Here is a 22279-nt window from a genome sequence, read left to right as displayed (position 1 = left end):
CCTGCCGCCCTGTGACGGATTCAGACACAGAAAATAGCCATATGGCCGGCGCTAACCACCCACTATATTTCGCCTCGCCGCCAGGGCTCGGCTCAGTTTCCGAGCTTATTTTCCGTAATAGTGCTCGATCAGAGCATCGGCCTCGGCCGGGGCGATCTGCATCTGGGGCCAGCGTGTGGCTTTGTCCCTGATGTCTTTCAGATTCTCCTGCTCCGGGCGAAGCTGGCTGCCGAGCTGGCGGTTCAGGGCATCGTAGCGGTCGATAACCCCTTGCCGGTTGAAGACACCGGGGGTCAAGTCCAGCCGGTAACCCCGAAACAACCACTGCAGCCCCTGATAGACCGCCAGGTGGTAGACGCTGTGGTGATCTTCCTCCTCATAGTAACGGCTGGTGACTTGCAAGTGCTGGCCGGGCCTGGCCGTCACGCTCCGGGCAAACTGGCGCAGGTGATCCCGGTGAAACTCGGAGCGCCCGAAGCCCGGCGTGTAGGGGTTATTGGCCACCGCGATAAACAGGGAGGAGGCGTGCTTGAGAGGACCGGTCAGGGCACGTTCGATACGCTGGTAGTTGGCCGGATAGTCAAACCAGAGGCTGGCATCCACCGAGAGATAGCCCTGAAACTCGCCGGAGTCTCTTGCCACCGTGTCCAGGGTCAGCAGGCCGCCGAGGGAGTGGCCCACCAGCAGGGCTGGCGAGGCGGTGCGATAGCGGCCCTCGATGAGGGGGCGCAGCTCTTTCGTCAGGTACTGCATGAAGGCAGGGCCGCCCCCGGTCTTGGCGTAACCGGCTCCCGCCGGCGCCCCGTTGGGCAGCGCCATGGTGTGGCTCGGGGTATAGTCCCGCATCCGGTCCGTGTTGTGCACCGCCACTATGATGAGGGACGGGATCGCCGGATTGAGCCCGGCCCGCAGCGCCTGGGTGATGCCGGCGACCTCCAGCAGGAACTTCTCCCCGTCCAGAAGATAGATCACGGGGAAGCGCTGGCTCGGCTTTTGGGCATAGTCATCCGGCAGATAGACGCTGTATTGCCGGGTTTCGTCGAGCAGGGCCGAATGATGGCTGAAGCCCTCGGCGTAGTGGAGCAGGCCGGCCTGGGCAGAAGAGAAATGGAGCATGGTGAATAGTACCGCGACGAGTCTGTTCATAAGGTGAGTCACAGCCTGGCGGCGGGGATGCGCCGCTGGCGCCTTGTATGGATGGCACGGGAAACAGCAACAGGGCCAGCGGGCCCTGTTGTCGTGTGGGTTACAGCTTGTAGGTGAAGCCTGCCATCATGTTCGCCGGTTCGCCGTACATGTTGAAGGTGCTGGTCGAGCCGACCCGATAGAAGTACTCCCGATCGAAGATGTTGTAGACGTTCAGGGTCGCCTGCATCTTGTCGTTGATGTCGTAGCGCACCGCCGCATCAAACAGGGCATAGCCCCCCTGATGGGTCGAGATCCCCTTCTGGTTGAACGAGTAGTCGCTGACCGCCGTCATGCCGCCACCAAGGTGCAGCCCCGGTACCCAGTTCGCCAGGTGGTAGTCGGTCCACAGCGAGAGGGAGTGGCGCGGGATGGCATCGAATTTCGGGTTGTGATCCCCGGACTTCTCCTCGATGTCGGTGAAGGTATAGCCCGTCATCACCATCCAGTTCTGGCTCAGGTAACCGGTCGCCTCCAGCTCCACCCCCTGCGTATCCACCTTGCCGGTCGCCCAGTAGGTGTTGGTGATGGCGATGCCCTGATCGTCATAGGCCTGGGCGGCGATATTGCTGTCTTTCATCAGGTAGGCGGTCGCCCGGGTGTTGAGCTGGCCGTCCAGCAGGGCAGACTTGATGCCGGTCTCCCACTGGCTGCCTTCCCGCGGCTTGAGCATGTTGCCGCTCTCATCCTGGCTGGTCTGGGGCTTGAACACCTGGGAGTAGCTGGCGTAGAGCGCGTGTTCATCGGTCAGGTCATAGACGGCCCCGGCATAGGGGGTGAACTTGCCGTTGAACTCACCGGACTCGCTGCTCTGGGCGCCCGAACTCAGGGTGGTGCTGACGGTGTCCAGATCGTACCAGGAGACACGAGCCCCGGTGATCACCGCGAGGGGCTCCAGCAGGCGCCAGGTGACCTTGCCATAGAGGCCGAGCTCGGACTGCTCCTCGTGGTCATTCTTGGTGTAGCTGTAGGTCGGCTTGGCGACAGTGGTCGGATCGAAGTTGAAGACGTTGATCTTGCCGATGTTGCGGTTGGTGTAGGTCTGGATGTCGGACTCGTAGCGCTTGTAGTCGGAGCCCAGCACGAACTCGCTCTTGTGACCAAGCAGACCAAACATCTGACTGTAGTTGGCATCAAACGCCATATTTTTCTGCTGATTCGCCTGACCATTGAACATCAGGCCGGTATTGCCCGCCGCGTCCACCGAGCCGTTGGTGAAGGTCTGCTCCAGCTGCATGTCGTGATCCATGTAGCGGGCCGAGAACTGCGCGACCCCGCCGTTGGCGAAGGCATGCTGGAGGCTCGCGCCCACGTCCGTGGTGTCGGCATCGAAGAAGTCTTCATCCGATCCCAGATAGGTGCTGCGACCAATGTCGAGCATAGTGCCGTCTTTATAGGCCGGCAGCCCGTTGGTGGGCAGTATGTCCTTGGTCTGGTGCAGGGCATACACGGAGAGCAGGGTGCGATCCGAGAGATCGAACTCCAGGGTGCCGTAGTAGGTGCCGTTGTCGTTGTTGTTGTAGTCGACCTGGTTCTTGATGTCGGCGTTGGCCACCACGGCGCGGCCACGCAGCGAGCCCTCTTCGTTGAGCGCACCACCCATGTCCGCTTCCAGATAGTGCCTGTCCCAGCTGCCATAACGCCCGGTGACCGAGCCCTTGAAGGCGTCGGTCGGGCGTTTGAGCACCATGTTGATGACGCCACCCAGCTCGCTGGTGCTGTTGAACAGGCCGGACGGGCCGCGCATGATCTCCACCCGATCGACGGCGGCCAGGGATGGCAGGGTGCCGAACTTGCTCTGCATCGGCGATGGCAAGCCGTTGAGGTTCACCTCGTCGTACTCGTAGCCACGGGAGAAGATGGAGGAGCGACCGCTGTCGTTGACCATGGTGCGCAGGCCTGGGGTGTATTTCGCCAGGTCGTCCACCGCGACGAAGTTGCGCTCCTCGATATAGTCGTTGGTCAACACGGTGATCGACTGTGGAATGTCTTTCAGCGCCGCCGGGGTCTTGGTCCCGACCGTGGCCGAGTCGACGCTGTAGCCGCCCGTCTCCTCCGATGGCGCCATCCCGTAGAGCGGGTTGCCGTAGACGACGACGGTTTCATCCGGCGTGATGTTCGCTGTTTGTGCCCAGATCGGGGAAACAACGGTAACAGCCAGAGCGGCAGAGACGGCCAAAGCCAGTGGGCTTGGCGCTTTATCCTTAAAGACGACCATAGTGAGAGTGACCCCCGAACATAGATGATAATGATTTTCATTTGATTTTGAGGGGGCTAATATAGCATCCAAGTTTCCGCAGTAGTTTTGCGGTTTGGTCATTTAACTCTTCGATCTGGTCAAAGTGCACATGAGTGGCGCAGTAGTAAAAGATACGGCGGTCCGCAAACGCGGCCTGTTTACCGGCAGGGTGGAAAACCTGGTGATCCAGGACGGCATCCTGTTTCATAACAAGGACATAGTCCATAAAGCAGACTTCTCGACCCAGCGCGAGCTGCCGCCTCAGCTGATCATCGCCATCCCGCTGGAGAGCAAGGCGCTGATGACCTATGGCGCCACCCACCGCCTGAGAGGCTGCCGCTTCCACAAGTCAGACCCCATCGTCGCCACCGCCATCCTCTATACCGAGCCCGACATAGTGCAGGGGGCCGCCAAGGCAAATATTCGCAGCCGCAGTATCGTCCTCTCCCTCAGCCTGCCCTGGCTCGAGCAGCAGATGGCCGGCAAGCATCGCGGTTCATTCGAGCGGATCTTCAGCCATCATCTGAGCCGCTTCGACTGGTCGCTGCCCCCGCACCTTGGCCAGATAGCGGAGGCCCTGAACCTCACCAGCAGCCAGAATACCCCCGAGATGCTGATGCGGGAGGCGTTTGCCCTCACCGTCTGGGAGAGTCTGATGGTCAATATCCAGCAGATTGCCTTCGTCTGTGGCCAGCGGCACAACGAACAGCCGACTCGCCTGAAGATGTTGCTGATGGATGAGAAGGTGGACGAGATGGCCCTGGCGGACATTGCCGATGAACTCGGCATGAGCGTCTCCACCCTGCAACGGGCGGCCAAGAAAGAGCTGGGCATCAGCCTGCAGCGCTACTTGCGCGAGCGAAAGTTGCAAGAGGCCAAGGTGAGGCTGGAAGAGCGCAGCATGTCGCTGCAGGAAGCCGCCGAGCATGCGGGCTACAACCACGCGGCAAACTTCATCACGGCGTTTCGAAAGCTGTTTGGCTTCTCGCCAAGGCAGATCATCAGACAGGGCGCGGCAACCACAGAGGCGTGACGGTCGGCGGACCCGGCAACGACCCAATCCCCTTCCCCACCTGGCCCGGCGGCACACAAGGAATCGCAGAAACAAAAAAGCCCAACCGATTCAATCGATTGGGCTATATAGATGGCGGAGGAGGTGGGATTTGAACCCACGGATGGTCGCCCATCGCCGGTTTTCAAGACCGGTGCATTCAGCCGCTCTGCCACCCCTCCGAACGGCGTGCATACTACGTCAAGCCCTTGTTCATATGCAATACATATTTGTTCTGGAACAATGGGCTACAACTGGTTGGAGAGCCGCTTGAAATCAGCACTCGTCATCCTTACATTCAGTGCATACAATGCGTTAACGAAGCGGAATGTGCCGCCTCAACCCGGAAATCAAGAGGACATCAAGATGGATACCCGTTCTATCTACACTGGCACCCAGAGTGCCGCGCGTGACACCAACAAGGTGCTGCGCAACACCTACATGCTGCTTTCCCTCACTCTTGGCTTCTCTGCCGTGGTGGCCGGGGTTGCCACCGTGATGAACATGCCGCCCCTGCACTGGGCCGTGTTCCTCATCGGCGTATACGGGTTGATGTTCCTGACCCAGAAGAACCGCGACAACGGCATGGGGCTGGTGTTCACCTTCGCCCTGACCGGTCTGATGGGCTATAGCCTGGGCCCCATCATCAACATGTACATGAACAACGGTGGTGGCGAGATCGTGATGACCGCCCTCGGCGGTACCGCGCTGACCTTCTTCGGTCTGTCCGCCTATGCCCTGACCACCAAGCGTGACCTCTCCTTCATCGGTGGCATGCTGTTCGTCGGTTTCTGGGTACTGCTGGTGGCCATGGTCGCCAACATCTTCCTGCAGATGAGCGCCCTGAGCCTGGCCCTGTCCGCCATGTTCATGCTGTTCTCCTCCGGCGCCATCCTGCTGACCACCCAGCAGATCATTCGCGGCGGCGAGACCAACTACATCTCCGCCACCGTGACCCTGTATGTCTCCATCTACAACATCTTCCTGAGCCTGCTGAGCCTGCTCGGTGGCAACCGCAACTAAGTACAACCCGTACAGAAAACCCCGCTTCGGCGGGGTTTTTATTGGCCGCCACCCCTGCTAGGGTGGAGGCGAGTCGGTGCGAAAGCCTGCATGAACAGCGCGGCCCTGATTTGGATCAGGGCTCTTTCGTGGCCGACGGACTATCCTCTCGCTTTCGATTCGCTCAAGGGTTGCATCTCTCCCATGCCCATGGTTTTTGTCAGTCTGCTGCACCGTTCACTGATTACTCACTCTACCGATGGCCCTGCACTCAAGGACGGTATTTCCCATGCCCATTGATCTCGCGGGCCTCCTATTGCACCGCCTGCTGAGCGATAGCCACATCAATGTCACTGCACTCAAGGACGATGTCTCCCATGCCCATTGATCTCGCGGGCCTCCTATTGCACCGCCTGCTAAGCGACAGTCATATCGATTTCACTGCACTCAAGGACGGTGTTTCCCATGCCCATTGATCTCGCGGGCCTGCTGCGCCGTCTGCTGAGCGACAGCCACATCTACTTCGCCCTCAAGGTGCTGCTGGCCATAGTGGGGCTGCTCGCCTTCGCCCTGATCCAGGGTGACATCCGGCTCACCGTGCTGCTCTCCCTCGGGGTAGTGGCGGGCGCCATCGCCGAGACGGACGACAGTCTCTGGGGCCGGGTCAAGAACCTCGCCATGACGCTGGTGTGCTTCCTGTTTGCCTCCCTGTGCGTACAGTACCTCTTCCCCACCCCCTGGCTGTTTGCCCTGGGGCTCGCCGGCTCGACCTTTATCTTCGTGATGGTGGGGGCGCTCGGTCAGCGTTACGCCACCATCAGCTTCGGTGCCCTGCTTGTCGCCATCTACACCATGCTGGGAGCCGCCAAGGCACCGGATCTCTTCTACCAGCCGCTGGCGCTCGGCGCCGGTGCCCTCTGGTACGGGCTGGTGTCGCTGCTCTGGCTCTGGTTGTTGCCCTACAAGACGCTGCACGAGCAGCTCGCCCAGAGCTATTTCGCCCTGTCTCGCTACCTGCTGGAAAAGTCTCGCTTCTTCCCGGCCGACGAGCACGGCGCCCAGGCCATTCGCCACAACCTGGCCCAGCTCAACATCAACCTGGTCAACGCCCTTAATCTGACCAAGACGGCGCTCAACGCCCGCCTCAGCACCCGCCACAAGGCGGCGCCCGAGCTCGCCAGCCTGCTGCGGCTCTATCTGCTGGCCCTGGAAATTCAGGAGCGCGCCACCTCCAGTCACTACCCCTACAGCAAGCTGGAGGCCGAGCTCAAGCAAGGCATCGTCCTCGACGGTTTCCAGGAGGTGTTTCTGCAACTCTCTGAGGCGTGCCAGCAGCTTGGCTACGCCATCCTGGTGCACAAGCCCTACGTCCACCACAAGCGTATCCACTGGACCCTGGAGGCCCTTGGCGATCAGCTGGAGTTCACTCACCTCAAGCAGCACTACCCCAAGACGCTGCTGACGCCGATGAAGTTCCTGCGCCGCAATCTGGCCAGCATCAACCAGCTGCTGGCGAGCGCCGAGGAGTTGCAAAATCCGGCCCTGCCCCCCCAGAGCTTGCCCAGCCTGGCAAGGCCTGCGCCCCTGCCGCTGCTGACCCTGTTCAAGCAACACCTAACCCCGAACTCCATGGTGTTTCGCCACGCCCTGCGCCTCACCCTGGGGCTGGTGGTGGGTTATGGCATCTTGCAGGCGTTCCACCTGGACAAGGGCTACTGGATCCTGCTGACCGTCCTGTTCGTCTGCCAACCCAGCTACAGCGCCACCCGCCGACGGCTGGTGCAGCGGATGCTCGGCACCTTCGCCGGCATCCTGATCGGCGTGCCCGTTCTCTGGCTGTTCCCCGAGTTGCATCTGCAGTTGGGGATCATGGGGCTCGCCGCCTTCCTGTTCTTCACCCAGGTGCGCAGCAACTACAGCGCCGCCGTCTGCTTCATCACCCTCTATGTGCTGATGGCGTTCAACCTGCTGGACGGCATCGGCTTCGCCATCCTGGGGCCGCGCCTGCTCGATACCCTGCTCGGTTGCCTGCTCTCCTACGCCCTGGTGGCCTGGCTGTGGCCGGACTGGCAATACAAGCGACTGCCCAGCCTCATCGCCAATTCGCTGTCGGCCAACGCCCGCTATCTCTCGGCGGTGCTCGCCAGCCTGCATCGTCAGCGGGATGAATCCCTCGACTACAGAGTCGCCCGCAAGTGTGCCCACCTGGCCGACAGCGAGCTGGCCATGGCCTGGCAGAGCATGCTGGTGGAGCCGAGCAAGCGCCGCCGCTTCCTGAACCTCTGTTTCACCCTCACCTGGCGCAATCACGCGCTGCTCTCCTACATCTCGGCGCTGGGCGCCCATCGCGACAAGCTCGAGCCCATCGCCGATCTCGACGAGATCAGCCGCCACATCAGCCACACCCTGGAGAGCGCCGCCGGCCACATGGCGGGGGAAATGCCGGCCCAGCTCGAGGGCCAGTGCCCGCTCATCGCCCCGGACAGCAGCGAGGAGCAGCTGATGCTGACCCAGCAGCTCAACCTCATCAGCCAGCTGGCGGACGAGCTGCTGGAACTCGCCAACGAGAGCCGGTTGCTCACGAGGGATCAAGGCGCTACCATGCCCGCCCAATCCCGATAGCCTTATTTGCGAGGAGCCCCCTATGTCTGAGCCGCAGTCTGAACATCATCAGCTGACATTCAATGGCCACACCATCGAGACCGATGCCAAGGGCTATCTGCGTCACATCGAAGACTGGAGCGAGGCGCTGGCACTGGTGCTGGCCGAGCGGGAAGGCATAGTGCTGGAGGAGCCGCACTGGGAAGTGGTGCGCTTCGTGCGGGCGTTTTATCTGGAGTTCAACACCTCCCCTGCCATCCGCGCCCTGGTCAAGGCGATGGAGAAGCAGTACGGCCCCGAGAAGGGCAACAGCCGCTATCTCTACAAGCTGTTCCCGGAGGGGCCCGCCAAGCAGGCCACCAAGATAGCCGGCCTGCCCAAACCGGTGAAATGCATCTAAACACCAGTTGATCTCTTGCTACCCGCCCCCGAACGGGGGCCAAAAAAATACCGCGCCCATCTGTGAAATGAGGCGCGGTATTTTTTATCTGCTTGAACCATCAGGGGTTGTAAGCCACCACAGAGCCACCGAGGCCGGTCATCTGGCTTATCTTGCTCTGCATCCCCTGCAGCTTGGCCTTGGACACGTCCGGTCCGACGAAGACCCGGGTGATCTGGCCTTGCACCGGGGTGCGGGGTGAGGTCTGGGCCGAGTAGCCCGCCGCCCGCAGCTTGCTCACCAGGGCATTGACGCTGTCTGCGTTCTTGAAGGCGCCGAGCTGCAGGATCCAGCTGCCCTGGGCAGGGGCCGCCGCGGCAGGCGCCGGAGTAGCCGGGGTGGTCATCTTGCTCGCAATGAGATCGTCCATGGACTTGATCTGGCCCACCTGCGGCTTGGTTTCCACCGGTTTCTTCACCTCGACCGGCTTGGGGGGAACCGGTTTTGGTTTGGGCTGTTCCACCGGTTTCTTGGCAACCACCTCGGGCTTGGGCTGAGGCTGGGCAACCGGCTGGGTCACGGGCTGCTGCGCCTGGGCGGCCGCTTGATTCTGGTTGGCGGCCAGGGTCACGGCATCGCCGATCTCCTCGACCTGCCACTGCTCGGCCGCCGCCGCTTGCTGCTGGCTGGCGACGTGGTCCGCCGGCAGACTGCTGGCGGCCGAGACCTGCAACGCGGGCTTGGCCGGCTCAAGCTCGGGGCGCAGCGGGATGTTGGCAAAGGCCTCGTCCTTTTGCTCCAGCTTGTTGCCGTCCATCAGATCCGGCAGAAAAATGACAACCAGGGCGACCAGAATAACGGTCCCCACCAATCTGTTTTGAAACTTCGAAGCCAAGTTATTTTCCACCCATGTTACTTAGAACTCACTGCCATTCTTGCAGACCTCAGGGATAATGACTCCCCTGCAACGTCAAGGCCAGATGAACATCTATCCATAAGACCTGACGAGGGATCTTGCGCCCTGAGTCCAGACTCGCGACTAGCCAATCAGGCACTCGCCGCCAGCACATCGGCGACAGTGTAAAACGAGCCGAACACAATGACCATATCATCAGGACTCGAAACGGCCAGCGCCGCCTGATAAGCCTCAGTCACCGACTCAAACAGCACGGCCTGGCCCTGCTCGCCCGGCGTTGCAACCTGTAGGGCTGCGGCCAGCTGGGCGGAAGTGGCGGCGCGCGGGCCGTGCAGGCTCGCGAGATACCAGTCGTCAATCAGACCATCCAGCTCGGCAAGCGACCCCGCCATGTCCTTGTCTTTGAGCATGCCGACCACGGCGCGCCTTTTCCCCTTGCAGGGGATCAGGCGCAACTGGCTCGCCAGATAGGCCGCCGAGTGGGGGTTGTGGGCCACATCGACGATCACCAGGGGCGCGCTTTGCAGCCGCTGCATCCGCCCGGCCAGCCGGGCATTCGCCAGCCCCTGTCGGATGGCGGTCTCCGGCAGCGGCAGCCCCAGAGACTCCAGCGCCGCCAGCACTGTCACCGCGTTCATCAGCGGCAGCGCGGGCTTGGGCAGGTTCAGCCAGTGGTGCAGACCGTGATAATCCCAGTGCTCAGCGTGCTCATCGGCAGAAAAGTCCACCCCGACCTGACGCAGATGGGCACCAAGACGCAGGGCTTCGCTGGCGATGGTGGCTGGCGGATTCGGCTCGCCGCTGATGGCGGGTTTGCCCGCACGGTAGACACCGGCCTTCTCCACCGCCACCGCCTCGCGGGTATCCCCCAACCAGTCGCAGTGATCCAGCGCGATGGAGGTGATCATGGCGACATCGGACTCCACCACGTTGGTGGCGTCGAGCCGACCGCCCAGCCCCACTTCCAGCAGCAGCACGTCCGGTGCGGCGCGCCGGAACAGCCACAAGCCCGCCAGAGTCGCAAACTCGAAGAAGGTGAGCGCTATCTCGGCGCGGGCGGCTTCCACCGCGGCAAAGGCCTCGCAGTGCGCGCCATCGGTGAGCTCAGCCCCATCGATCCGCACCCGCTCGGTGAAGCGCAGCAGGTGCGGCGAGGAGTAGACTCCCACCTTGTAGCCGGCGGCCATCAGTATGCTGGCGGCCATGGCGCAGGAGGAGCCCTTGCCATTGGTGCCTGCCACCGTGATCACCTTGAACGGCAGCTCGGTGAGGCCCATGCGACGGGCGACGGCGCCGACCCTGTCCAATCCCATGTCGATGTTGACCGGGTGGATCTGCTCCAAATAAGAAAGCCAGTCGACCAGCGACCGGCTTTGGGAAGATTGCATCTGTGAACTCATCTTACGCTTAGATTCACTCTTCAATGACCTGAGTATTCATCAGCTTGGCCAACAGGCTGGCCAGGCGGTTGCGCATCTCGCGGCGGTCGATGATGAGATCGATGGCGCCTTTCTCCAGCAGGAACTCGGAGCGCTGGAAGCCTTCCGGCAGCTTCTCGCGCACCGTCTGCTCGATGACCCGGGGGCCGGCGAAGCCGATCAACGCCTTGGGCTCGCCCACGTTGATGTCGCCCAGCATGGCCAGACTCGCGGAAACGCCGCCCATGGTGGGGTCGGTCAGCACGGAGATGAAAGGCAGGCCCGCCTTGGTGAGCCGGTCCAGCGCAGCGCTGGTCTTGGCCATCTGCATCAGGGAGAACAGCGCCTCCTGCATCCGCGCCCCACCGGAGGTGGAGAAGCAGACCAGACCGCGACCTTCCTTGATGCACTCCTCGACGGCGCGCACGAAGCGGGCACCGACCACGGAGGACATGGAGCCACCGATGAAGGAGAACTCGAATGAACAGGCGACGACCGGTACCCCCTTGAGGGTCCCCTTCATCACCACCAGCGCATCTTTTTCTCCCGTCTCTTTCTGAGCGGCAGACAAACGATCCTTGTAGCGCTTGGAATCCTTGAATTTCAAGATGTCCTGCGGCTCCAGCTCGGCCGCGACTTCGCTGCGGCCTTGCTCGTCGAGGAAGCTCTCGAGGCGGGCGCGGGCGCGGATCCGCATATGATGATCACACTTGGGGCACACTTCGAGATTGCGCTCCAGTTCTGCCCGGTAGAGCACCTGTTCGCAAGCGGTACACTTGGTCCACACCCCTTCCGGAATGTTGTGACGACGCGGTGTAGTGATCTTGCTCTTGGGAAGGATCTTCTCAAGCCAGCTCATGGAATTCCTTAATGCTTTTGTGCCTGACAAAACGCATCGTGCCTTGGTAGTTCAATGACTTACGGCGCGATGGCAATAAATGACGGATCATTAAACCACAAATTTTCGGGGCCAGTTACTAAAAACTGGTCGTACCCGGTGCCGAGTCCGGCAGCCAGAGCGGGCCGAGCGGCAACTGCGGCAGGGCGAACTCGGCCGGGTAATCCACGTCCACCAGATAGAGGCCACCCGCCTTGGCGGTCGGGCCGGCCAGATTGCGATCCTTGGCCGCCAGCACCTCGGCAATCCACTCCACCGGTTTGAGGCCCTGCCCCACCAGCAGCAGGGAGCCGGTGATGTTGCGCACCATGTGGTGCAAGAAAGCGTTGGCGCGGATATCCAGCACTATATAAGGCCCCTCGCGGCTGACACAGAGGTGGGTGATGTTGCGCCAGGGGGTGTTGGACTGGCAGGCGATGGCCCTGAAGGTGCTGAAGTCGTGCTCCCCCAGCAGGCTCTGGCCCGCTAGGTGCATCAGCTCGGCGTCTATGGTCTCGTGATAGTGGCTGACGCCGCTGCCGAGGATCGCCGGGCGGTAGTTGTGGTTGTAGATGACGTAGCGGTAGCGACGGGCGGTGGCGCTGAAGCGGGCGTGGAAGCTCTCGTCCACCTGTTTGACCCAGCGCACGGCGATGTCCGGCGGCAGGTTGGAGTTGAGCCCCAGGGTCCAGGCCCCCTCGGCGCGGTTCGCGTCGGTATCGAAGTGGATCACCTGGCCGGTGGCGTGCACCCCGGCATCGGTGCGACCGGCGCACTGGATGGAGACCGGATGGTTGGCGATGCGGCTGAGGGCCGTCTCAAGCTCGGCCTGTACGCTGATCACTTCTCGCTGACGCTGCCAGCCGAAATACCGGCTGCCGTCATATTCAATACCTAGGGCAATTCGCATGGATGACACTTGTCTTATCAGGAAACGGTGAAAGAAACGGGGCGGATTATACCCGCTTGGGCCAAAAAGTCCCAAGTCTGCGGGATCCTGGTGGCCCGGCACAGGCGTCATAACAAAAGAGGGCAGCCCATGGGCTGCCCTCTTCGTCGTCACCAGCGCCTCAACCCAGGCGCTTGAGCAGCCGCTCGGCCTCGGTACGCTGGTGCTCGCTACCCTGGGCCGCGGCCTCTTGCAGCAGCTCGCGGGCGCTCTCCTTGTCGTCGATCTCGAGGTAGGCGCGGGCCAGATCCAGCTTGGCTCCCACCCCGCCATCGTCCGCATCCACGTCAAATCCGGTGGATTCCGGCAACACCTCTGGGAAGCCATCCAGCCCCACGTCCAGGGAGAAGCCCTGATAAGGCTCCTGCTCCGCATTGCTGGCGTTGGCCTCGGCCAGGAGCTTGTCGATCTCCACGTAGTCGTTCGCCTGCACCTGCTCGCGGGGTTTCACCTCGCCCGGGTGAGAGTCAACTTCGGTGAAGGCATCCTCGAAATCGGCGAGAGCCAGCTCGTTGGGATCCCAGGCGGGCGCTTGGGCAGCGCCCTTCGGCTGCGTCGGCTCCAGACCGAGCTCGGCCAGCATGTCGTCCACATCGCTCTTGCCGTAATCGGCCGCCCCGCTCTTCGCCGCCGGCGCCTGGTCGGCGGGCTCGTCGAAGGCCGAGCCGAAATCGCTCAGGTCGAAGTTGGCGAGCTCCTCATCACGGCGACGATCGGTGGCCGTCGACAGCTGATCCTGGGCCAAGTCGGTATCCAGATCTGCGTCCAGCTCGGCAAACAGGGCCGCTTGCAGCTCCTCCTCGCTCAGCAGATCGTCGGCCGGATCATGCCTGGACTTGGGGGTATCGAAGTCGCCCTCATGGGCCAGGTCGAGCTCGGGTACCAGATCCGGATCCCGGTTCGCCGTGGCCACCGCCGGCTCGATGTCGAAGGCGGAGAGCGCCAGATCCCCATCGTCGCTGAAGATGACATCGTTGGACTCTTTGAATGCCGCGGAGTCATCGGGCCCATTGAGATCCGGCCTGGGGTGCATGGGTTCATCGTCGGCGATGCCGACCGTCATCAGCTGATCGAACTCGCTGCTCTCCTCCCCCATCACCATGGCGGTGGATTCGGACAGGCTCTTCTCCTGCTCCTCCAGCTCACGGCGGGCGCGGGCCCGCAGCCAGAGCGTCACCAGCGCCAGCACCAGCAGCACGGGCAACAGGATGATCATGGCAAGGTTGAGCGGCGAGGCGAGCAGTTCCATCAGCCAGTTCTGCTTGTGCACCGGGGCCACCACAGGCGGTACCGGCTTGGCCTTGAGCTCGGCCACCTCTTTCTCCAGCGCGGTCTGATCCAGCAGCTGGGCCTTGAGGGTCTCCACCTCTTCGGTCAGGGATTGCAACCGCAGCTTGAGCCTGTGGTTCATCTCGGTGACCTGACCGAGCTGGGCATTGGCATCTTCCAGCGCCAGCGCCATCTCGGTGGAGGGCTTGCCGACCGGGGCCGCGACATCCGCAGGCAGAGGGGCCGGCACGCTGGCCACGGCCGCGCTGGTCGCAGCCGCCGCGCTCGGGGCTGGCTCGGCCACCTTGACCTGCGCCTTCACTTCGCTCGCCGCGGGCGGCGTACCGACCTTGGGTGCGGCCGCGGGGATAGGGGCCGCCTTGGGCGCGCTGGCAACGGGGGCCTTGGCGGGCGCGGCGGCGACCTTGGTCTCGACCGGCTTGGCGGGCTGGGCATGTTTGTTGGCCAGGTATTTGGGGCTCAGCCCCTTCCAACTGGCGTTGTCGCTGTTGAAGCGCTGGCGAGCCTGGGCATCGGTGATGCGGCTGGCCTCGGCGGCGCTTGGCAGCAAAATGTGGGATCCCACCAGGATGTGGTTGATGTTGCCATCGGCAAAGCTGCGGGGATTCTTGTCGTAGATCGCCACCATGGTCTGGTAGACGCTGACCCTGTTGGAGGGCCTATGCTTGCTCGCCAGACTCCAGAGGGTGTCGGTGGGACGAACGGGGCCATAACTGCCCGCCTGGGCGGGGGCAACCTGACGGACGATGGGCTGTGCCTTGGGCAAGACGACGGGAGCCACGGGCTGGGCCTGAGGCTGTGGTTGCACCGCGGGGGGCGGTGAGCCATCCGGCCCCTTGAGCTCGACAAAGAAAGGCTCGCGCCCCGCCTCGTCGGCCTGAACCGTGCCCAGAAGACCCAATGCGAGTAGCGTTGCCAGCGTTATGCGGGAATGTCCCATATTCGTTCCTTCGGATGATGGCCCTATCACATTGAAAAATCTGGATAGTTACCCCAAAACAATCGGCTCAATATAAATCAGGCGCCAGTCTCAAGCCAGCGATCCGACATATTTAGCGTTCAACTCGTGCCCGGCGCGCACCCAATGCGGGTCAGCGTACCGGAAAGAGTGTAGAAAAAAACTTAATCGACTGATCTCACGCAACATTCCCAACACCGGAGACTGCGTGTTTGGTCACATCTGGAAACCTTGATTCGGGGCGGAGCTCCTTCCCCGCCACCGGGCGACCGCCAGGCTTAGAGGTAGTCACGCACCAGCAGTTCGGCGATCTGCACGCTGTTGGTTGCCGCACCCTTACGAACGTTATCGGCCACGATCCACATATTGATACCGCTCGGGTGAGAAATATCCTGGCGCACCCGGCCCACCAGCACCTCGTCCTTGCCGGTGGCGTCGCGCACCGGGGTCGGGTAGTCGGCGTCGTCATCGAACAGGGTGACGCCCGGCGCATTGCGCAGCAGCTCCTTGACCTGCTCGGCGTCCAGCGGCTGGTGCAGCTCGACGTGCACCGCCTCGGCGTGGCCGTAGAACACCGGCACCCGCACGCAGGTGGGGTTCACGGCGATGCTGGCATCCCCCAGGATCTTCTGGGTTTCCCACACCATCTTCATCTCTTCCCGGGTGTAACCGTTGTCGGTGAAGCTGTCGATCTGCGGGATCAGGTTGAAGGCGATCTGCTGCGGGTAGAGGGTCGGCTCCACCGGACGGCCGTTGAGCAGGTGGGCGGTCTGACCCGCCAGCTCGCTCACCCCTTCCTTGCCGGAGCCGGAGACGGACTGGTAGGTCGCCACGTTGATGCGGGCGATCCCCACCTCATCCTGCAGGGGCTTGAGCGCCACCAGCATCTGGATGGTGGAGCAGTTCGGGTTGGCGATGATGTTGCGGTTGCGAAAATCTGCCAGGGCGTCCGGGTTCACTTCCGGAATGACCAGAGGCACGTCCTCGTCGTAACGGAAGCAGGAGGTGTTGTCGATGACGATGCAGCCGTGCTCGGCGGCGATCGGCGCCCACTTGGCGGAGACCTCGGCGCCGGCGGAGAAGAGCGCGATCTGCACCTGGCTCCAGTCAAACTCTTCCACGTCCAGGATCTCGACGTTCTTGCTGCCAAAGCGCACGGTATCACCGGCGCTGCGACTGGAGGCCAGCGGGTAGAGAGTGTCCACCGGGAAGGCGCGCTCCGCCAGGACTTCGATCATGGCTTCACCCACGGCGCCGCTCGCGCCCAATACCGCTACGTTGAATTGCTGACTCACTGATGTTCTCTCCTGTGATGATGACGGTGACGGCTGGCGTCACCGCTGGCAGGCAGACCTGCCTGATATGAGGGTTGAGGAGCCGACTCGGGTCGGCTCGGGCCGGGCGACATCGCCCTGGCCGGTGTTGCATCCGGTTTAGCCGGCTTGGACCATGAAGCCGAGCCGGGCCAGGGTCTCGCTCGCGAAGGGGCCACGCACCTGCAAGGAGGATAGCTCCCGTCGCTCCGGGTAATGTTTGCGCTGCTCATCGAAGCTGCCGGGCTGTGCCAGTCGGTTGCGAAAACGGGCGTCGTCCCGGCGCACGTCATAAATAAGGTGCACGAGTTGCTTGATAAGCGCCTGATCCGTGCCCTGACCCGGCGTCAGCTCGCGCACCTCGGGGGCAGGCAGCAGGGCTTGCAGATCCTGGCGCGGCGTGCGACCCAGCTGCTGGCAGAGCGCCTGATAGAGCATCCAGGTGCCGCGCGCCTTGCCTTCCAGGCTGTAACCGGCGATGTGCGGGGTCGCTATCTCGGTATGAGGCACCAGCGCCTTCAGCGGCTCGGGCTCCCCTTCCCAGACGTCCATCACCAGCCGCAGGGGCGCATCGCCCTGCTGGCGGACGAGCAGGGCCCGGTTGTCCCACACCTCGCCGCGGGAGGCGTTGATAAGGAACTGCCCGGCTGGGCGGGCGGCGATCTGCTCTGCATCCAGCAGGTGGAAGGTGGCATCGTCCCCGCTGCGGGTCAGTGGCACATGGAAGCTGACGAAATCGGCCTCAAGCGCCGTCTGGTAATCCACAAAACTGGCGGCGCCCTCGGTGCGTGCCCTGGGCGGATCGCAGCGCAGCACCTTCATGCCGAGCGCCTCGGCCTTGCCCGCCACGCACTCGCCGGTGTTGCCCGCGCCTATGACGGCGAGGCTCATGTCGCTCAAGACCAGCTCATGGCGCTCCGCCACAACCAACAAGGCCGAGAGCACATAGTCACCGACCGAATACTTGTTGCAACCGGGGGCGCTGAAGAAGGGGATGCCCCTGGTGGCCAGCAGCGACTTGTCGATGTGATCCGTGCCTATGGTGGCGGTGCCGACGAATGCGAGCCGCGGGCTGCTCGCGAGCAGGCTGGCATCGACCCGGGTCACGGAGCGCACCAGCAGCACGTCCGCATCCTGCAGATCCGATGCCGAGATCTGCCGCCCGAGCAGGGGGACCACCTCGCCAAACTCGGCAAACAGCTCCCGGGCATGGGGCATATTTTCATCAACGACGATTTTCATCAGTTTCTCTTATGAGCTTGAGGGTCACAACCGGCCACAGGGGCGACATTCTAGCGCAAAGCGCCTCGAGTTTCAGATGCTTATTCTCATGGTCCAAGGGCGAGAGCGGCCATATCCAACCTGACATAAGGCGCCTCGAGACCCCGTCCAGGGATTTCCCCTCCCAGCCACGATGGCAGGCACCAATATGTAACCGCATGTTGTTGCCCCTGCCCCGCGACTTGACCCGGGGATCCTGGCTGGCACAATGGCGCCTCTTTTTTAGCGGCCGCCGGGCCGCCCCGTTAAGAGCCTCGTCATGACAACGCTACCCTCTTCGCTGCCACGCCGTCAGGTGCTGGGTTTTAGCGCCGCCCTGATCCTGCCGCTGGTACTGCTGGCCTGCCTGCCCTGGCAACCCTTCATGCAGCATTCCCTGCAATCGGCCTGGCTGTGGTGGCCCTATGCCCTCACCCGCATGGTGGACGTGCCCGGCATCGCCCTGACCATAGCCGCCCTGCTGCTGCTGACCCGACACAAGCTGACGCTGGAGAGATCCGCCCTGCTGGCCCTGGGGGCGGCGCTGTTTGCGGTGCTGGTGGGGGACTGGGTGATCAAGAGCCTCATCAAGCAGCTGACCGAGGAGCCCCGCCCCTATCTGCTCTGGCTGGAGGGTCAGAACCTCATCCCCGCCATTCGCCAGTTCTATGCCGCCAGCCCAGATCTGCGCAGCGAGCAGGTCCACGCGGCGAGCCAGTTGCTGGCGCTGCCCCAATGGCTTGGCAACCACTGGCAGGGCGAGGTGAACTACGCCTTCCCCTCAGGCCACAGCATCGCCGCCATGAGCCTCGCCCAGTTCTTCGGCCTGATCTGGCTGGCCCGCGCCCCCAGAGGCGCCTGGCTGCTGCCGGTCTGGGCCGTCGCCATCGCCCTGTCACGCACCCTGATCGGCATGCACTGGCCGCTGGACGTGCTGGCGAGCGCCCTGCTCGGCAGCCTGACCGCCCTGCTGGCCGCCCGCTGGTGGCTGCACCGTTACTGACTCGTCAGCAAGATACGCAGCGCATCAATGACAACGGGCACCCCAGAGTGCCCGTTTTACTATCCGTCGTGCGGGCTATCAGCCCTTGCTCTGCCAACCTTGGGGGTACTTGTAGCCTTGGAAGCGCTTGGCGGCATAAGCCTTGAACTCGGGGGAGTTGTAGGCGTCGATCACGTCCTTGGCGAAGGGTTTGGCCGCGTCATCGCTCTTCACCACCACCCAGTTGATGAAGTCGTAGCTGCGCTCGAGGAAGAGCCCTGTGCTGAACGGGATGCCGCTGGAGGCGGCGAAGTTGCCGTTGATGACGGAGAAGTCCACATCTTCGCGGGAGCGGGGCAGCTGCGCCGCTTCCAGCAGCACCAGCTTGATATTGTGCGGGTTCTTCACCACATCAAACTCGCTCGCCTTGAGGGGGTTGATCCCCTCTTTCAGGGTGAGCCAGCCAAGATCTTGCAGCATCAACAGGGCCCGCGCCTGGTTGGTGGGGTCGTTCGGGATGGCGACAGTGCTCCCTTCCTTAAGCGCCTTCAGCTCGGCCAGCTTGCCGGAATAGAGCCCCATGGGGCCGGTCGGCACCTGGGTGATGGGGGCCAGGGACAGGCCCCTGTCCTTGGCAAAACTCTCAAGGTACGGCTTGTGCTGGAAGCAGTTCACATCGAGCGAGCCGTCGGCCAGGGCGATGTTGGGGGTCACGTAGTCGGTGAATTCCACCAGTTTCACCTTGTAGCCCTTGGCCTCCAGCTGCGGCTTGATGGAGTCGGTCACCATGTCGGCAAAATCCCCCACCGTGGTGCCGATCACTATCTCCTGCTTGGCCGGATCGGCGGCAAGGGCGGTGAAAGAGACGCTGCCGGCGAGCAGGGCAAGGGCGGAGAGTTTGAAGAAGGAACGGCGCTGCATGGGGACTCCTTGTCGTACTGATCATCGAAACGGTGGCCGGGTTGCGGTCTTTGCCACGACGGGCAGTACCACCACAACCATCTAGCCATCCAAATGGCTAATTTCAGCCACCATAGCAGAGCCTTTCGACTTCGCCAAGCAACAAAATCGGGCAAGCTTAACCGCAAGGTAGTTAAGCCCCTCATGTCTCCAGCACAGAAAATCTTTGATAAACCACACAGTTATCCCATTGCACCCTCCCCCGGTGGGCTCGGCTGGCCTATGGTGGTGTTGGGATGTCGCCAGGTTCGGGCAACCCAGCATACTCGCCGGGAGAGAACGGATGGTCTGCAACTTGCGGGGAAGTGAGGCGGGACATCCATTCGCACTCGGCAATCCGACTGCAACAAGGTGCTTTCAACAATCTGGGCCCAACAAAAAGCCCCGCCGTCATCGACGGCAGGGCCTTGGCAATGCACGGCTGGCGCCGGTTTATTTGACCGCCTTGCTGGCGTTCTCCATCGCCTGCTTTTGGTAGGTAGCCTGGAGGGCGGTCTGGCGATTCTGCTCCGCCAGATAGCAGGTGTCCTTGCTGATCCCCTGCGCCTGGCAATCCGCCATGCGTTGCGCCGGGCTGGAACAACCGGCCAGGAGGCCGATCAGGGGGACAAACAGGATTATTTTCTTCATGGTGATACCCATCGTTAATAAAATATCGTCCGACTACGAAGGCATGGTCATTCCCACTACAGAGACCGATGACAGCCGATGCCGCTCGCCACGCCGGGCGAGCACGGCTGGTGACCCGTCTCATGGCGCGGATACTAACCCCGCCCGCCGGGGGCGTCAGCGCAAAATTTGTTTCGAGATGTACGAGGCAATGGGTCTCAATATGGCGCCCTTTCTCATCCGCTATTTATCGAGGAGACAGTAATGCTGCAGAGCAACCAGACCGGCCTGCTGGTCGTCGACATTCAGGGCAAGCTGGCCCGATTGGTGGAGGGGAGTGAGGAGCTGATCGCCAACACGGCGCGGCTGGTGCAGGGGGCGCAGGCCCTGGGCTTGCCGGTGATCTGGCTGGAGCAAAATCCGGACAAGCTCGGCGCCACCGTGCCCGAGCTGCAGCCGCTGCAAGCCGGCAGCCCAGTGCTGGCCAAGTTCAGCTTCGGTGCCCTGGGGGAGCCACGGGTGGCGGCGGCCCTCGTCGAGAGCGGGGTCAAGCATTGGCTAGTGTGCGGCATCGAGGCCCATATCTGCGTCTACCAGAGCGTGCTGGGGCTGCTCGATAGCGGGGCCGGCGTCTCGCTGGTGGTGGATGCAACGTCGTCCCGCACCGCCGCCAACCGGGAACTCGCCATCGGCCAGCTGGCGGCACGGGGCGCACATCTCACCTCGGTAGAGATGTGCCTCTACGAGCTGATGGAGGACTGCCGCCATCCGGCGTTTCGCCCGATCCTGGTCCTCGTCAGATAACCTCCCCCAATCGCTCCTGCAGATAGCGATAGCCGCCGGCGCCATCCGGCACGAAGCTCAGGCGGTGGCTGAGGCCGGGAGGGGCATCCTCGGCGTGGTGGGAGACAAACAGCAGCTGGGTGCCCTCGCCGATGAGGCGCACCACCATCTCCCGCACCAGGTGGCGGTTGAGGGGATCCAGCCCCTGCAACGGCTCGTCCAGAATGAGCAGCGGCGGATGCTTGACCAGGGCGCGGGCGATGAGCACCAGCCGCTGCTGACCGAAGGAGAGGCTGTGAAACGGCAAGGCCCCCTGCTCCCCCAGCCCGAGCAGGACCAGCCACTGGTTGGCGAGGGCCAGCTGGCGATCCCCGGGGCGGCTGTAGAGGCCGATGGAGTCGTAAAAGCCCGACAAGATCACCGTCTGCACAGAGCAGTTGACGCGGTAGTCCAGGTGCAGGGCCGGGCTGACCAGCCCGATGTGGCGCTTGATCTCCCAGATGCTCTCGCCGCTGCCCCGGCGCACTCCGAACAGATGCAGATCGTTGCTGTACCCCTGCGGATGATCCCCGGTGATGAGGGAGAGCAGTGTCGACTTGCCCGCGCCGTTGGGGCCCACCAGCTGCCAGTGCTCCCCCTCCGCTATGGTCCAGTCGAGCCCGTCTATGACCACCTGCTCCCCGTAGGCGACTCGCAGCTTGCGCATCTGCACCCGGGGGCCCGCAGGCAAGGGAGTGGGGGCCGCCAGGGGCGGCGGCAGCTCTGCCAGGGTTCCTTCGACCCGTGCCAGCTGGGCCACCTCCCGACTCTCCAGCACGGCTGCTCGCTCTCCTGCCAGCAGCAGGCAGCGCTCCCCGAGCAGGCCCAGGTAGCTGACGAAGGGGGGGATCTCGTCGAAGCGGTTGACGATCACCACCAGCCGTTGCCCCTCCCCAACCAGCTGGGCCAGCAGCGCCATCAGCTCGTGGCGCGAGCCCTGATCCAGCCCATCGAACGGCTCGTCCAGCACCAGCAGCTCGGGTCTGGACAACAGGGCGCGGGCCAACAGCAGCTTGCGCCCCTCGCCGCTCGAGAGATAACGGTAGGGGCGCTCCCAGAGCCCTTCGATGCCAAAGCGTGTCAGCAGGGTCCGCGCCTCAGGCTCCTCCCCCTCCTCCAGCATCAGGCTGGATACCTGATAGCCCGCCTCCTCCTCTTCCCCCAGCATGTCGGTGTTGCGCCGCTGATAATCCCGCTCGCCGAGTTGCTGCTGAGATTCGAACGATAGGCGCGCCGCCGCCAGTTGCCCTTGGGCCTGCCCCGATTGCAGGGCGAGCTCGCCGCACAGGGCCGCGGCTAGCGCCGTCTTGCCGCTGCCGTTGCTGCCGACGAAGGCCCAGCACTGCCCCGGTGAGAGGGTCAGTTCGGGAATGAAGAGGGTGCGATCGCCGCGAAGGGCCAGCCTGGCCGAGTGCCACTGCAATAGGGTCATGAGTCCATCCTGTTAACCTGTCTGTCGCTACCTTAA

General features: G+C 63.0%; 18 protein-coding genes and 1 tRNA gene. 6 read left to right on the top strand and 13 right to left on the bottom strand.

Annotation, left to right across the window (positions count from 1 at the left end):
• Nucleotides 1–105: 105 nt before the first annotated feature.
• On the bottom strand, nt 106–1146 hold the full coding sequence (locus tag BN1124_RS07565; RefSeq protein ID WP_042640547.1) for an alpha/beta hydrolase: 1041 nt from the start codon (nt 1144–1146) through the stop codon (nt 106–108).
• A 100-nt stretch (nt 1147–1246) separates the two neighbouring features.
• Nucleotides 1247–3403: a TonB-dependent siderophore receptor gene (locus tag BN1124_RS07560; protein WP_042640545.1), complete on the bottom strand. Its 2157-nt coding sequence runs from the start codon at nt 3401–3403 to the stop codon at nt 1247–1249.
• A gap of 130 nt (nt 3404–3533) precedes the next feature.
• Here BN1124_RS07560 and BN1124_RS07555 point away from each other — a divergent pair, with 130 nt between their 5' ends.
• The gene (locus BN1124_RS07555; RefSeq protein ID WP_042640544.1) at nt 3534–4457 is read left to right on the top strand and encodes a helix-turn-helix transcriptional regulator; all 924 of its coding nucleotides are present in this window, start codon (nt 3534–3536) and stop codon (nt 4455–4457) included.
• Nucleotides 4458–4569: 112 nt separating this feature from the next.
• On the opposite strand, the gene BN1124_RS07550 is transcribed toward BN1124_RS07555, so the two are convergent.
• A tRNA-Ser gene (locus BN1124_RS07550) sits at nt 4570–4657 on the bottom strand.
• A gap of 184 nt (nt 4658–4841) precedes the next feature.
• Here BN1124_RS07550 and BN1124_RS07545 point away from each other — a divergent pair.
• The 3 genes from BN1124_RS07545 (at nt 4842) to BN1124_RS07535 (ending at nt 8478) form a co-directional block, all read left to right on the top strand.
• Entirely contained in the window at nt 4842–5498 is a 657-nt protein-coding gene (locus tag BN1124_RS07545) for a Bax inhibitor-1/YccA family protein (RefSeq protein ID WP_042640542.1), read from the top strand.
• A 444-nt stretch (nt 5499–5942) separates the two neighbouring features.
• Nucleotides 5943–8099, top strand: coding sequence for a YccS family putative transporter (gene yccS, locus BN1124_RS07540; protein ID WP_042640539.1), 2157 nt, complete (start codon nt 5943–5945; stop codon nt 8097–8099).
• Nucleotides 8100–8121: 22 nt separating this feature from the next.
• Entirely contained in the window at nt 8122–8478 is a 357-nt protein-coding gene (locus BN1124_RS07535; protein ID WP_042640537.1) for a TusE/DsrC/DsvC family sulfur relay protein, read from the top strand.
• Nucleotides 8479–8578: 100 nt separating this feature from the next.
• On the opposite strand, the gene dedD is transcribed toward BN1124_RS07535, so the two are convergent.
• The 7 genes from dedD to BN1124_RS07500 form a co-directional block, all read right to left on the bottom strand.
• Nucleotides 8579–9352, bottom strand: coding sequence for a cell division protein DedD (dedD, locus tag BN1124_RS07530; protein ID WP_042640534.1), 774 nt, complete (start codon nt 9350–9352; stop codon nt 8579–8581).
• 152 nt (nt 9353–9504) lie between these two features.
• Nucleotides 9505–10773, bottom strand: a complete 1269-nt coding sequence (folC, locus tag BN1124_RS07525) for a bifunctional tetrahydrofolate synthase/dihydrofolate synthase (RefSeq protein WP_042640532.1) — start codon at nt 10771–10773, stop codon at nt 9505–9507.
• 13 nt (nt 10774–10786) lie between these two features.
• On the bottom strand, nt 10787–11650 hold the full coding sequence (accD, locus tag BN1124_RS07520) for an acetyl-CoA carboxylase, carboxyltransferase subunit beta (RefSeq protein WP_033130918.1): 864 nt from the start codon (nt 11648–11650) through the stop codon (nt 10787–10789).
• Nucleotides 11651–11768: 118 nt separating this feature from the next.
• Complete coding sequence (gene truA, locus BN1124_RS07515) at nt 11769–12578, bottom strand: tRNA pseudouridine(38-40) synthase TruA (protein ID WP_042640530.1); 810 nt, start codon at nt 12576–12578, stop codon at nt 11769–11771.
• A gap of 160 nt (nt 12579–12738) precedes the next feature.
• Entirely contained in the window at nt 12739–14847 is a 2109-nt protein-coding gene (locus BN1124_RS07510; protein ID WP_042640528.1) for a FimV/HubP family polar landmark protein, read from the bottom strand.
• A 296-nt stretch (nt 14848–15143) separates the two neighbouring features.
• Entirely contained in the window at nt 15144–16160 is a 1017-nt protein-coding gene (locus tag BN1124_RS07505) for an aspartate-semialdehyde dehydrogenase (protein ID WP_042640526.1), read from the bottom strand.
• A gap of 138 nt (nt 16161–16298) precedes the next feature.
• A complete protein-coding gene (locus BN1124_RS07500) occupies nt 16299–17420 on the bottom strand; it encodes a 4-phosphoerythronate dehydrogenase (RefSeq protein WP_042640524.1) in 1122 nt (373 codons plus the stop codon).
• Nucleotides 17421–17718: 298 nt separating this feature from the next.
• Between BN1124_RS07500 and BN1124_RS07495 the strand changes: the two genes are divergently transcribed.
• Nucleotides 17719–18441, top strand: a complete 723-nt coding sequence (locus tag BN1124_RS07495; protein ID WP_042640521.1) for a phosphatase PAP2 family protein — start codon at nt 17719–17721, stop codon at nt 18439–18441.
• 78 nt (nt 18442–18519) lie between these two features.
• On the opposite strand, the gene BN1124_RS07490 is transcribed toward BN1124_RS07495, so the two are convergent.
• Together BN1124_RS07490 and BN1124_RS07485 are read right to left on the bottom strand one after the other, a co-directional pair.
• A complete protein-coding gene (locus BN1124_RS07490) occupies nt 18520–19341 on the bottom strand; it encodes a MetQ/NlpA family ABC transporter substrate-binding protein (RefSeq protein WP_042640519.1) in 822 nt (273 codons plus the stop codon).
• A 471-nt stretch (nt 19342–19812) separates the two neighbouring features.
• On the bottom strand, nt 19813–20010 hold the full coding sequence (locus tag BN1124_RS07485) for a hypothetical protein (RefSeq protein WP_042640518.1): 198 nt from the start codon (nt 20008–20010) through the stop codon (nt 19813–19815).
• A gap of 243 nt (nt 20011–20253) precedes the next feature.
• Between BN1124_RS07485 and BN1124_RS07475 the strand changes: the two genes are divergently transcribed.
• Nucleotides 20254–20793, top strand: coding sequence for an isochorismatase family protein (locus BN1124_RS07475; protein ID WP_042640514.1), 540 nt, complete (start codon nt 20254–20256; stop codon nt 20791–20793).
• Here the strand turns inward: BN1124_RS07475 and modF are convergent.
• Nucleotides 20786–22243, bottom strand: a complete 1458-nt coding sequence (gene modF / locus BN1124_RS07470; RefSeq protein WP_042640512.1) for a molybdate ABC transporter ATP-binding protein ModF — start codon at nt 22241–22243, stop codon at nt 20786–20788. The genes BN1124_RS07475 and modF overlap by 8 nt on opposite strands.
• Nucleotides 22244–22279: the final 36 nt, after the last annotated feature.

The organism is Aeromonas eucrenophila, from assembly GCF_000819865.1.
Classification (GTDB): Bacteria; Pseudomonadota; Gammaproteobacteria; order Enterobacterales; family Aeromonadaceae; genus Aeromonas; species Aeromonas eucrenophila.
Note: the sequence above shows the minus strand (reverse complement) of the source record. Positions and strands in the feature narration are given on the sequence as shown.